This is a genomic window from Bacillus xiapuensis, from assembly GCF_002797355.1.
GTDB classification, from domain to species: domain Bacteria; phylum Bacillota; class Bacilli; order Bacillales; family Domibacillaceae; genus Bacillus_CE; species Bacillus_CE xiapuensis.
Genome location: NZ_KZ454939.1, coordinates 236842 through 249633, shown reverse-complemented (window position 1 = coordinate 249633; position 12792 = coordinate 236842). Strand labels below are relative to the sequence as shown.

At 42.8% G+C, this 12792-nt stretch carries 13 protein-coding genes; 6 read left to right on the top strand and 7 right to left on the bottom strand.

Translation table 11 applies throughout. The features are described from left to right. Positions 1 to 2 precede the first annotated feature (2 nt). The 3 genes from CEF20_RS01285 to CEF20_RS01275 are packed head-to-tail and all read right to left on the bottom strand — an operon-like array spanning position 3 to position 3867. A complete protein-coding gene (locus CEF20_RS01285) occupies positions 3 to 1760 on the bottom strand; it encodes a putative 2-aminoethylphosphonate ABC transporter permease subunit (RefSeq protein WP_100330141.1) in 1758 nt (585 codons plus the stop codon). Further along, complete coding sequence (locus tag CEF20_RS01280; protein ID WP_100331962.1) at positions 1761 to 2774, bottom strand: ATP-binding cassette domain-containing protein; 1014 nt, start codon at positions 2772 to 2774, stop codon at positions 1761 to 1763. Between the two features lie 22 nt (positions 2775 to 2796). Then, the gene (locus CEF20_RS01275; RefSeq protein WP_100330140.1) at positions 2797 to 3867 is read right to left on the bottom strand and encodes a putative 2-aminoethylphosphonate ABC transporter substrate-binding protein; all 1071 of its coding nucleotides are present in this window, start codon (positions 3865 to 3867) and stop codon (positions 2797 to 2799) included. Positions 3868 to 4691: 824 nt separating this feature from the next. Between CEF20_RS01275 and CEF20_RS01270 the strand changes: the two genes are divergently transcribed. Continuing rightward, on the top strand, positions 4692 to 4883 hold the full coding sequence (locus tag CEF20_RS01270; RefSeq protein WP_232713321.1) for an aspartyl-phosphate phosphatase Spo0E family protein: 192 nt from the start codon (positions 4692 to 4694) through the stop codon (positions 4881 to 4883). 140 nt (positions 4884 to 5023) lie between these two features. Beyond that, entirely contained in the window at positions 5024 to 5416 is a 393-nt protein-coding gene (locus tag CEF20_RS01265) for a DUF1259 domain-containing protein (protein WP_100330139.1), read from the top strand. 202 nt (positions 5417 to 5618) lie between these two features. Here the strand turns inward: CEF20_RS01265 and CEF20_RS01260 are convergent, their stop codons facing one another. Then, positions 5619 to 6071, bottom strand: a complete 453-nt coding sequence (locus CEF20_RS01260) for a GNAT family N-acetyltransferase (RefSeq protein WP_100330138.1) — start codon at positions 6069 to 6071, stop codon at positions 5619 to 5621. 324 nt (positions 6072 to 6395) lie between these two features. Here CEF20_RS01260 and CEF20_RS01255 point away from each other — a divergent pair, with 324 nt between their 5' ends. After that, on the top strand, positions 6396 to 6830 hold the full coding sequence (locus tag CEF20_RS01255; protein WP_100330137.1) for a VOC family protein: 435 nt from the start codon (positions 6396 to 6398) through the stop codon (positions 6828 to 6830). A 96-nt stretch (positions 6831 to 6926) separates the two neighbouring features. Here the strand turns inward: CEF20_RS01255 and CEF20_RS01250 are convergent, their stop codons facing one another. After that, the gene (locus CEF20_RS01250) at positions 6927 to 7820 is read right to left on the bottom strand and encodes a zinc-binding metallopeptidase family protein (RefSeq protein ID WP_232713320.1); all 894 of its coding nucleotides are present in this window, start codon (positions 7818 to 7820) and stop codon (positions 6927 to 6929) included. 531 nt (positions 7821 to 8351) lie between these two features. Between CEF20_RS01250 and CEF20_RS01245 the strand changes: the two genes are divergently transcribed. Continuing rightward, positions 8352 to 9536, top strand: coding sequence for an MFS transporter (locus CEF20_RS01245; protein WP_100330135.1), 1185 nt, complete (start codon positions 8352 to 8354; stop codon positions 9534 to 9536). A gap of 128 nt (positions 9537 to 9664) precedes the next feature. Here CEF20_RS01245 and CEF20_RS01240 read toward each other — a convergent pair whose 3' ends face one another. Next, complete coding sequence (locus CEF20_RS01240; RefSeq protein WP_100330134.1) at positions 9665 to 10414, bottom strand: TerC family protein; 750 nt, start codon at positions 10412 to 10414, stop codon at positions 9665 to 9667. A 514-nt stretch (positions 10415 to 10928) separates the two neighbouring features. On the opposite strand from CEF20_RS01240, the gene CEF20_RS16935 reads away from it, so the two are divergent. Then, entirely contained in the window at positions 10929 to 11189 is a 261-nt protein-coding gene (locus tag CEF20_RS16935) for a hypothetical protein (protein ID WP_232713319.1), read from the top strand. 478 nt (positions 11190 to 11667) lie between these two features. Then, on the top strand, positions 11668 to 11805 hold the full coding sequence (locus tag CEF20_RS16465; RefSeq protein WP_232713318.1) for a hypothetical protein: 138 nt from the start codon (positions 11668 to 11670) through the stop codon (positions 11803 to 11805). Here CEF20_RS16465 and CEF20_RS01230 read toward each other — a convergent pair. Further along, positions 11798 to 12655, bottom strand: coding sequence for an AraC family transcriptional regulator (locus CEF20_RS01230; RefSeq protein WP_100330132.1), 858 nt, complete (start codon positions 12653 to 12655; stop codon positions 11798 to 11800). The two genes, CEF20_RS16465 and CEF20_RS01230, sit on opposite strands and share 8 nt — an antisense overlap. Between the last annotated feature and the right edge of the window lie 137 nt (positions 12656 to 12792).

The window sequence follows — 12792 nt, the reverse complement described above, 5'->3', positions numbered from 1 at the left end:
TCCTATCTTATTTGCCATTGGTTACACTTTCTTTGAATCCATTTAGAACTGCTTTCATACAATATTCGAACAACGATATTCGTTAACAGAATGAAAGAGCTCATCGCTGCCGCCACCGCTAAATTCCCGGCATCCTCCATATTTACTATAGAAATAGCAGCCAGTTTAAAATCAGGCGAATATAAGAACATTACCGCAGATACTGTCACCATTGAATTAACGAAAAAGTACACCATGATCTCCATAATGGCCGGTGCGCACATCGGCACCGTGACTTGAAAAAATGTGCGGTAGAATGGGATTCCCATCGATTCGGAGACAGATTCGTACTCCCGGTCCAGCTTCTTTAAAGCCGTCGTCGCTGTTACAAAGGCTACTGAATAGAAATGAATAATATTCGCCATAATTAAAATCGTTATAGAACCGTACAAAAAGTGAAAAGGATTATCAAATTCCCAGAAAAAAAGCTTAAGTTCCGCTTGATTAAAGAAGAAGATATACCCAAGACCGATCACTATCCCTGGCACCGCCAACGGAAGCATGGACAGAAAGTACCCTGCTTTTCTTAACGTCTGCATTCTGCGAACCTTTTCAATTGCATAAGCGAATGTAAAGGTCAAAACCGTACCAACGATAGCTGTCAGGACCGCAACAATGATACTGTTCTTAAACGCGCTCATTCCGTCACCTGTATAACTATTAAACTGCAGATGCTCAGCAGTAAAGCTTAAGTCATACGGCCAAACCTTCGTAAATGCTGCAATGAATACGGCTAATAACATGAGCAATATTACAGCGGTGATAACCGAACAATAGATGAAGAGTAACGCATCCCTTAAGCGATTGGGTTTGAGCTGAATGGGTTTGGACCTTGCAGAAATGGAAGCTGTATGCTTTTGCTGCGTCAGTCGGTCGACCACAAAGGCAAGAATCGCAGGCAGCATCAATAGAATCCCGACAGTGGCTCCCATCGCCATGTTTTGTTGGCCGATAACTTGCTTGTATACATCCGTGGCCAGTACATTATATTGTCCTCCCACAATCTTGGGCGCTCCAAAGTCCGTAAAGCTCAAGGTAAAAACAACAAAAGCAGAGCTGACTAATCCATATTTAACGCTAGGAAAAGTAATCACGAGAAGCTTTCTTAATTTGCTGGCTCCTAACGTGTCAGCCGCTTCATACATTTGATAATCTGTGTTTTGAAAAGCCACCATTAAAATAAGCACAGCTTGCGGAAATGTATAAATCACTTCCGCCATAATGATGCCGACGGGTCCATAAAATTCTATTTGCAGACCAGGAAACAAGCCGAAAAAGCCATTCGTCAATAGTCCCTGATTTCCAAAAAGGTACATTAGGGCAATCCCATGCATCATTGTAGGAGCAAACAGCGGCAGCATAGCTGCTGATTTAAAAAGGAGTTTCCCGTGTATGGAAGACCGAACGAGTGCAAACGCATAAACAAATGCCAATGTAATGGTAATAATGGTCGTCATGCTAGATACAAAAATAGTATTTGTTAAAGATTGGACTAAAGCAGGAGAAGAAAAATATTCCTTGAAATTGGAAAACCCAATAAAAGCGCCTTCTTCACTGTAAAAAGCTTGAACAAACAACTGATACAGCGGTAGAATCAGCAAAATAAGGAAGGCCGTGACCATCATAACGAGCAATAAACGTTGAAGCCATCCGCTTACACTTGCTTTCTGTCTCACTTTTTTATTGGTAACAAAAGGAGAACCTTTAACAAGCCATTCCATTTATCCGCCCACCTTTTCACTGTATGCCAGCATTTGCTTTTCTCCTAAAGACAGCTTCATTTTGTGCCCGGCAGTTATCTTATTCTGATGAACGACAGCAGCAGGCAAATCCACTAAAACCTGCTTATTATTCAATGTGGTCTGAGGATCATCAATTGTAAACAGCCCCCGGTAAACAGGGCCTCTAAATTCCAATTTCTCTAATACAGCTGGTATTCCTGAATCAGACACATGAATTTGCTCCGGCCGAATCGCTAACATCCGACCTTTCGGATCATTCGGGTGCGTATGAATAAAATTCATGGCTCCGATAAAATCCGCCACAAATGGATTAGCAGGCAATTGGTACACCTCTTGCGGTGATCCAATTTGCATAATCTCCCCTTTGTTCATCACTATGATCTTATCCGCCATGGTTAACGCCTCTTCTTGATCATGGGTCACCATAATCGTAGTAATCCCTAATTTTTCCTGAAGCTGTCGAATTTCAAAACGAAGCTTTTCTCTCACCTTAGCGTCCAAAGCCGATAGAGGCTCATCTAATAATAAAAAGTCCGGAGATAAAGCAAGAGCTCTAGCTAAGGCAACTCTCTGCTGCTGCCCGCCGGATAACTGAGATGGATAGCGGTCTTTCAACTCTTCTAAGCCAACCATTTGCAGAGCAGCGATCGCTTTTTCATCTATCTCCTTCTTCTTTAATTTTCTGGTTTTTAAACCAAATTGGATATTTTTTATCGCTGTCAGGTTCGGAAAAAGCGCATAAGATTGAAATACAATTCCGAAATTCCGCTTTGCTGGCGGGATGTTTGTCACATCTCTTTCATTTATGAGAATCCGTCCTTCTGAAGGTTCTTCCAAACCCGCAATAATCCGCAAAAGCGTCGTTTTTCCACAGCCGCTGGGACCGAGCAAACAGACAAATTCCCCTTTATTAACGGAAAACGTTAATTGGTTTAGCACCGTCATATTTCCAAATCCTTTGCTAATCTGTTCAATCGTCAAGTATTCATTCACGGTCTGTTCCATCCTTTCCCGCTTATTCCTTCGGCTCAGCTTTTTGTCCAAATTCCTTTTCCCATCTGCTTAAAATTCCACTTCTATTCTGGGCCGCCCATTGAAGATCATTGTTTGGTATAAGCATGTCCTCTATGTTTTCAGGAAACCCATCGGGATTTTTATAATCATGCTGAATCGTTGCAAAACCATTTGCTTTAAAATATTCTTGCATTGCTTCATCGGATATCGCCCAGTCTAAAAAGGCTTTTGCTGCTTTTTCATCTTTTTTGTCCTCTTTATTAATTAGGGCATTGGCTTCCACTTCCCAGCCTAATCCTTCTTTTGGCAGAATCACCTCGACCGGAGCACCTGACTGCTGTTCCTTGACGGCACTGTAGACAAGTGACACACCAATTGGATATTCTCCGGCACCAGCCAGCTTAGCAGGCTTTGAGCCCGAATGAGTATAGGTGGCGATATTCTTATGAAGTTCTTTCATGTACTCCCAGCCTTCCTCTTCTCCCATCATTTGCAGCCAGGCCGAAACGGTTAAGAAACCGGTTCCCGAAGAAGCGGGATGAGGCATGACGAGCGTTCCTTTATATTCCGGTTTCAGCAAGTCTTTATAAGACTTGGGCATAGGCAGCTTTTTCTTCTGGAGCTCTGCTTTGTTAACCGCAATGCCTGTCATAAATGCGGTATTGCCAACCCATTTTTCTGGCTGATTCTTATCCTTAAATTGCGGCTGGACACGATCCGCTCCTTTAGGCGAATAGCCTTCAAGCATCTCTTTCTCCTCTAAAGCCAATAAGCTGGAAGCGGCCGTTCCCCAAACAACATCTGCCGGAGTATTCTTCCCCTCGGCCAATAGCTTGGCTGTAATCACGCCCGTCGAGTCCCGAACAATGTTCAAATCAATGTCGGGATACTTCTCCTCAAAAGACTCAAGATAAACAGGAATTAATTCTTCTTCAATAGCGGTGTAAACCGTTAGCTCCCCGGCAAGTTTGCTATTCCCTGCTTCCCCCGAAGCTTTTTCTTCACCCGAACATCCCGCTAATAAAGATAGCCCCAAAACAGCTGACAAACTAATCCATTTCGTCTTCCTCATCCTTCTTCCCCCTGTCAGTGAATATGTTGTTTTGCTTACCTTTACTATAATCCAGCAATATTAAGCAGCTTTGCTTTGATTGTTAATAGTTTGTTTTTTGTTGAATTCCCTGTAAATCCACTATTTATCAATCAAATACCAAGCAAATTCACCATAAAAATTAACAATTTATTTACAATCCTTTTAATATCCCACAATTTTCAACAAAAATTGTGGAACCATTCCTTCCTAGAACTCAGTTCAAGTGAAATAACCAAGTATCTACCAAAGAAATCCTTGAGGTTGATATCTCTGTCCTTTTAGGCCATCCCGTTAGTGATCTTGTTCCTCTTGTATAGATAGTTAGGAAAAACTATGCTGTCTCCCGGGGCCACTGAAAAAGTCTTCCTCATAACCAAAGGGAGTTCATCACCTGCTATCTGCAGGCGATAAACTCCCTTTTTTCGAATAAGAAGCCTATAATTGTTTCAAAGCCATCGCTTTTTTAATGCCTTGATTTTTTGCGGCCAAAAAATACTCCAAACCTTATAACCCTACCAATCAGTTTGATTCACAAAGAATACGGATCACAAGCCGTTGGTCTAGACAAGCGATCTAATAAATATAGTATGCCTTCTTCTGAGGCACCCAGGAAGGAAAAGAAGGAAATTGGGTTCGTATAATTCTGCAAATCCACCTTTTCATTCTGCGTACCTTTCACTTTCAGAAGAGCTGCCCTGATTTTTTTGACAAATTTTTCTTTATACCTTTCAAATTCAAATAAAATTGTGTATATTATTACCTGATAGATTTACAAAAAATTTACTATCGGGAGAGAAGGATCGTTGGATATTCAAGAACATTGCAGTCACTTACTCCATGAAATAGACTTAAAACGAGATTTCATGATTTCGGTTGGCATAAAAAGCGGTTTGAGCCATGAAGAAACCGTTAGATACAGCCAAGAGTTGGACCAGCTGATTGTGCGGTTTCAAAAAAACTGCAGCTGCTGGAAAAACTTCTTATTGCTGGGGTAACCCCCCGGCTTTTTCATTTCCTCTGAACCTTTACAGCTTCTGCATTAAATCGCTTTCGATTCTCCACATTCCGGAGCATACAAGTTCCCCTCTCTCTTTCTTGGGCATACACTGTAGCAACTTAGAAGAGGAGGGACCTAATGAGCAGCTATCAAACACTTTGCCAGCAATTCGGCCAGATACTTCAAGGGAAACCATCCGTCCATAACGGCGTCTGTTCTGTCGAGCTGAAGCGTGATCTCGCCGTGACGATACAAGGACGGCCAAGCCGTGCAGAGCTTCACAGCGAAATGATGTTTGAATCGTTGGATCGTCATGGCCATGCCTTGAATCTTGGTGAAACGGTGCTTCTCGAAAAAGAGGTGCCGGCTTTTGTTCATGCGCTTGCCGCCAGCGGCCTTATCATCAGTGCGCTTCATAATCATTGGCTATACGCAAAGCCAAACATCCTCTATGTTCATTTTCAATCTGTGGAGCCGCCCTTATCGTTTGCCCGAAAAGTGGCGGGGGCTCTCCGCACATTAAAGACTTAAGCTTGATGGCTATCCCGCATATAAAGTGCCGCGTGACTCCCGCTTCAAGCATAGAACAGGGAAGCAAAAGCTTAGCGAAAGATCGCGGCACCTTATGTCGTTCTGCACGATGCAGGGCACAAAGGCGCAGAATCAGGACGCTGCGATGATCGCCTTTTCTCTCAATGGATAACAGAGAATCCCTGCTATTTGAAGATGCACGTTACACATCTTGCGACAGCCGCACCATATCTACGGCCTGTATACCATTTTCAAATATCTCTTCCGAATAATGTCTAAGAAAGAAATCTTTATCAATGCCCGTTATTCGAAAGCCGCATTTTTGATAAAGAGCCAGCTGTCCAATGCTGGAGTTGCCTGTGCCGACCTCAATGGTTTTACATCCTAAGCGCTTTGCCTGTTCAATGGCATGATGAATCAGCTGCTTGCCGAATCCTTTGCCTCGATGGTTTTCAGCTACCGCTATATTAACCAGCTCGACCGTTTCAGGCCTTGTCAGCAGGAGAACATAGACACCTATGATCTCCTTGTTTAAATAGGCGACAAAACATTGCCCTCTGAGGACATATTCCTCCACAAGTGTCCGGGAAGGATCTGCTGACAAAAGCAAGTCCATAGGGGGCTGCTCATCTAAGGCGAGCTTGCGTATCTTCATTGCTTTTTTCTCCTTTCTTGCGCTTCATTCTTCCAGCCGAATGATTTCCCCATTGAATCTCCGTAAATAGTATCATGCATTTGACCAGCATGCAGTAAGAAGGTGCACTCCATTTCAAGATGGGGGGCTTTAAGCAGAAGATTACAGTTCTAAATACCCGGTTGATAGAATCCCCCGCTGCTTAAAGGGTGATTTTATGATTCTGCATGTATGCGTTCCAAACGATGCTGCCGACCCTTGCAGCTTTATGGTATGTTTAATATCATAAAAGCGAAACTCATTTAGTATAAAAGCAACGAAAAAATAGTCAAAGAGGTGACCGTTATGATTCTAGGAATGCATCCATATCTCGTCTTAAACGGAAATGGACAGGAAGCGATCCAATTCTATCAAAATGCGTTAGATGCGAAAGTATTAAGCCTGAAAACCTTTGGAGATATGCCAGAAAGACCGGATGCTCCCCTATCCTCTGAAGCGAAAGACCGTGTGCTCAATGCTCATCTGAAAGTCGGCAGCACGGATATTATGCTGTCTGATACTTTTCCAGGAACACCTTATCAATTAGGTTCGCAAGTGACCTTGGCTATCACCATCAGCCATACTGAGAAAGCAAAAGAAGTATTTGGCAAGCTGCAGGAAGGCGGACAGGTGAACATGCCTCTTCAAAAAACTTTCTGGTCCCCTCTATATGGACAAGTAACGGATAAATTCGGCATTACTTGGCAAGTCTCCACACAATCCGCAGACAGCGAATCATAAACGCTCGTTCTTCCCTGCCTGCAGAACAACACAAAAAATAACTGAGAGCATGTTTCGGCATGCTCTTCAATCCCCTTAAACGATTCACATAACGTTTTACAGGAAGGGAAACGCGGCAATTAAGACCCCAATGCTCAATAAACTAATGGATAACCCGGCAGTGCATTGTAAACGGAATGTGCTAATAATCAACAGGAACAAAACACTTAATAATACCGCAAATGCTAATAAAACACTGATAAATTCAGTCGACAATAACACATACCAAAGATATAAGACCGGCCCTGTGATGAGAATGACAGATGCCGCCGGAACCATCGTGATGAAGCAGCTCTTCCAAGAGACTGCATCGTTTATAAACATTAAAGCATTCAGCCCAAGTAATCCTAATAACAGCGGCCATGCAAAAATGTAGCTGGAGCCTGGATGCTGAAAGCTGGCAATTATTAATAGAATGACCCAACTGATCCATGCCCCCATTGTTAAGTTATATGGATTATTTTCTTGGACTAGCCATTGATAGATCCAGGCTATCATGGAATAGACAATGAAAAACAGCCGAGGTATCGTTCCAATCTGTTGGTTCATCCGCTTATTTTCCGTAAAGATATTGGGGATGACCGTCTTGGATAGATCGCCTAATCCATACCTTAATAATAAAGGAATGAAGCAGAGCAAACATCCGGCAGCCGTCCCCGTAATCGTTAGATGCTTTCTTTTATATCCGACAACGAAAGTACATAACCAGCAAACAGTAGTAAAGATCATCAGAGGCTTGACGAATGCTTCCGAAAAAGTAATCATCTTATTCCCAAAAATATTAAAATAAACGTGGTGGCCATCATCTTTTTCCACTAAATTCAGCGAACCGAGATGCTGAACTAAATACAGCATATTCTCCCCGTGGTGCTGGAAGTCCTCGAAGAAAGCAAAATTCAATCCATACATTCCCGCTCCCTTAAATGCAGTGAAATCCGTTTCATTCGGCAAAACTTGATAGACATCATATAGAAAGGAATGGGCAACTGGATGAGGCGCTCATCTTCTTATTCACAAAAGCTGTCTTTACCCTGCCGATCAACAAAAGCCTAGAAGGAGTTTACAAGAACGCCCTTCGATCCGTTTAGTAAAACGAATGAAACTTTTAAAAGCCTGCTGCCCTATTGCAATCGGCTCCAAACCTCCCAGTAATAGAGTGAACCCTGTCAACTCCCTTTCTCTATTTATGTTCACGTTAAACAAAGAAGCAGGGCTGAAGGTTCCCTTTGTTCTGAACGGATATTCGCGCGCTTATGTTCAGCAAATGTCTTTCTTCTATGTACTGAGCTTGGCACCTATGGGCAAGGAAGGCAAAAAAAGTGTGAGGAATCTGATTTTTTATTTACATTGATCCGGCAATCATTTAATGTAAATAAACGCAGGGCACATGACACGGATCTTTTTTTGAACAAAACTGCCGGCATTCAACCGGCCTTATCTGTACATACAACCTTTAGATTGAACTTAAGGAGGTAGCTAAGCATGAAGCAGTTTCAAGCACCCAGAAACGCTGTTCTCATTATTTTTATGATCTCGACTTTTGCTATCGGAATGACAGAATATGTTGTCACTGGTCTATTGACTCAGTTTGCATCCGATTTAGATGTACCCGTTTCCACCACCGGCTTATTATTAAGTGTCTATGCCATCAGTGTCGCTATTATTGGCCCCATTTTGCGGATGGCAACAATCCAAGTTCCTCCAAGACCGCTGCTTATCGGCCTAATGGCGGTGTTTATCGTAAGCAATTCGTTGGCGGCAATGGCTCCGAGCTTTGAAGTACTCTTATTATCCAGATTATTCTCAGCAGCTATGCATGCCCCTTTCTTCGGGCTAGCTATGTCTATGGCTTATTATATTTCGTCTCCAGAGAAGGGGCCGCGGGCGATTGCTGCCGTCCAAGGAGGACTGACCATTGCTGTCATGCTTGGGGTTCCCTTTGGCTCCTATTTAGGCGGCATCTTAGACTGGCGCTATGTTTTCTGGTTTATTGTGATCCTTGGATTTCTGGCATTCATCGGCTTAATTCTATGTACACCGAATATAAAGCTTGGGGATGCCCCGAACCTGAAGAAAGAACTGCGCATCTTTACCAATAAAAGTGTCATGCTCATCTTGGCGGTTATTGTGTTCGGATATTCCGGTGTATTCACGGCCTATACATTTATCGAACCCATTCTGCGCGAATTTGCAGGATTGGAAGTTACCGGCATCACCGCAGCATTTTTCTGCTTTGGTCTAGGCGCGGTGATCGGGAACTTTATATCCGGGAGCATACGCCCTCAGCTGTTAACAAAACGATTAATTTTGGCGTTAATCATTTTGGCGATGACGCTTGTTGCCTTTACGTTTATTATTCGAATCCCGCCATTAGCTTTTGTGATGAGCTTTTTATTCGGTGCCGGAGCATTCGGAACCGGCCCAATCCTTAACGCAAAAATTATTCTTGGCGCTAAAGAAGCACCATCCCTGTCCGGAACCATTGCTGCCTCTGTTTTTAATTTAGCTAATTGCATTGGTGCCACATTAGGCACCATCCTGCTGCACAGCGGAACCAGCTATATGTGGATTACCTTTATTGCAGTCGGGATGATCACGCTAGGCATCGTGCTTTCTGTTATGACCAATAAAGTGGAGGATAAGTCTCTCTTTTCACCAGAATCTTAACAAGGTGCGGCTGCCGCATCTTGTTTTTTATCGTCTATCAGGAAAAAAACTGATAACCCCTTGCATACCCGTACAAAAAGAACAAGCGGCCTTCCCCCACAGGAAAGATCACTTGTATAAATGTTGCCTCATTCGTTCGTCAGTTTTTGAGGCTCTCTTTTAGATAGAAACCAGCCGCCCAAGGCGATCAGAACCATAACTGACCAAAAGATAATTTTCCAGACAGGCCCTTCCACAAAATCATGTGCAATGAGATTTATCGAAGGGTGGGCAAGCGTATGCATTAACAGCTTCACTCCTACCCAGCCCACTAATACCATCGCAGCTGTTTCAAGACTAGGACGCTTGACTAACAGCGTGACGAAGAAACCGGCTGAAAATTTAATCACGATCAATCCTGCCAGTGCTCCTAATATTATCACAATAAACTTAGCGCCATCCATCCCTCCGATAGCGCCTATCGGTGTATCAGGCAAAGCAATAGCCAGAGCAACGGCAGCCAGAATAGAATCTATCGCAAAGGCGATATCAGCCAAGGCTATTTGGGCAATCGTCATGCGATAGCTTTTCACCTTCTTATCCTTTTTGCCCCCCTTATTTCTTTTAAACAAATGCCTTAACGCAATGAAAATTAAATAGGCTGCTCCAATCGCTTGCACTTGCCAAACGTGGAAAAGAAAGGAAATAAGAAAAATGGCTCCAATTCTAAATATGAAAGCCAGCAGCAAGCCTGTATTAATGGCTTTCTTTTGCAGCTCCGCCGGTAAATTCTTCGCCATCACCGCTAAAACCAGCGCATTATCAGCGGATAAAACCCCTTCTAATAGAATCAGAACGATCAAAATCCAGCCGTACTCTAACCACAAAGATAAATCCATAATGACCCCCTTAGTAAAGTAATACTTTTATTATGACCTTTATAAGAGCCGTTAAACCTAATTCCCTATATGGCAAAAGCTTTTAAACGGAGAGTTCCCGCAACAAACGGCTTTGAGCAGTTCTAAGAAAAATACGCTTCCTTTTTAATGAATGCAGGTCCTTGGCGATACGATACTGCGTCAAGAAAATAGGCACAGATTTTCTACAGCGCTCTCGCTTGGTAGCACGCATAATGAGTTAACACAAAATGCTATTTAATCCTTTTTATGGGCTATTTAAGACCTCCGCCTTGGAATGATGAGAAACAATAAAACCGAACTATTACGAAACTCTGAAGGAGAGTTCTAATTAATAGTTCGGCTTTTTTATAAGCTGAAAACCTTTGTCCCAGCTTCTTAATTTTTTCACTTCTGGGCTTCGAGATATCTCCATTCACTCACATCATTTGGTGTGTAGTCAATCTAAAGCGGAAAATCATTTGTGCAGGCAACGGATGATATAAATCTTCGTCCAATGGGTAAAAAAATGACGAGGGGCTCTGAAAAAATCTATACCGTTTGTTTGAACTGTGAAGAGGTGGCTTCAACGCTTGCCACAAGAGGGTTTAAACGCGGCACAAGATGTGACTTGTCCCTTGAGCCTGTCCAATCTCGTTCCAAAAAACATCATCGGGTAGTGTTTTTTAAAGATGACGAAGGACGAGAAGTTCGTGTGGTAACCAGCTTACGTTATGTATCGGCAGAAGAGATCACCAACCTGTTTAAACCTCGTTAGAGCATTGAACCCTTTTTTCGCTGGACTAAGCAAAACTTGAATATGCCCGTTTTATTCGGCACGAGCGAAAAAGCGGTATTCAATCAGCTTTTTGCCGCCTTCATTGGTTATATAAACAGATAAAGTTTTCCATTTCTAATCCCAACTTATCGTCCGTGGCCTTTCAGCGCATGACCCTTGGCTTGGTGAGATCAAATGGTCTTATTTCTATATCATTATTTTGAATGTGGTAAATGGACCTGTCTAAATTTAGTTAATCAACGGCGTGATTTTACACTAGTATTATCATGTCTCATCGGTTGGATGATGCGCTCCTCTATGCCGTTTTAGAAGATGATTTCGGCATTTGCTAGTTTGATGGCGCTAAGACCGGAAGAATTGGCAGTAACAGTTGAAAGGCTGGTGTTCGATAGGGGATGTAATTGGACGGGAACGATGATCAATGTTTTTTGTAGCCTATGAAAAGCACCTCCTTCAGTTGATATATGAATCATATGAGGAAGTGCTATGGATTGATATGCGCGGTTTGATTGGGGCTTACCTTGTTTTTGAAGGAACCGCCGTATACCGAACGGTATTTACGGCGGCGGGAAAAATCGTAGGAAGGATTATTTAACTGGAATCCATATTTCCGAATAATAATCGGAAGAAGATATGTCGCCGAATGTATATACTTCGAGATCGGGCGTTCCAGCGTGCTCATAACCGCTTGAAGGGAACCATTCCGAAATAATTTTCTTCCAGGCGCTTTGCATTGCATCCGGCATTGCCCCATGAACTTCAAAGATTACCCATTTGGAGGCAGGAATTTCTAGCTTTGACAATTTTTCAGAAGCCTTCTCATTAGAAGCTGAGGCGATCCAGTAATCCATCTGTTTTCCCTCACTGTTCTTATCCACGCAAACACCTAAAATGCCTTTAACCGGACCATTATTTTTACTGATGAGTGTGCCGGAAGTTCCATCCTTGTTTGCTTTTTTCCACATTTCAGGAATACCGATCAGATTCTCGCTGTTTACATAGGAAAATGTCTGTTTGATACCAATTACTTCAAAACTTTCTTTGTTTTCCACTTTGTATTGCATTGGGTCTGCCCCTTTCAATCTCACCTGAATCGTCAGGCGGTTATAGGATTTTAGCTTTCCGGCTAGCTTCCTTGCTTCCCTTGGGGAAATGCCGTGTTGCCTGCGAAAAGCTTTTGTGAATGCTTCGGGAGTGCCATAACCATATTTCAGTGCAATATCGATGATTTTTGCATTGGTCCTGCAAAGCTCATCGGCTGCCAGCGTAAGCCGTCTGCGCCTGAGGTATTCACCGACGGAAATACCCGTCAAAAGAGAAAACGTACGCTGAAAGTGAAAGCCTGAGGAATTCGCCATTCTAGAAATATCATCCATTGTAATATCCTCTAACAAATTCTCCTCCATGTAATTAATCGCCCTCTGCAATGATTCTATCCAAGCCATGCTATCCACTCCCTTGATCCCATCTTAACAAGTATGACAGCTGCCATCCGATCATTTTTTGCTTTCTTTTGGCAGTATTATTTAATTGTTCAGTATGTAGTATTGTAAGGTGGGGAGAGTCAAGGAAACTTAAGCAT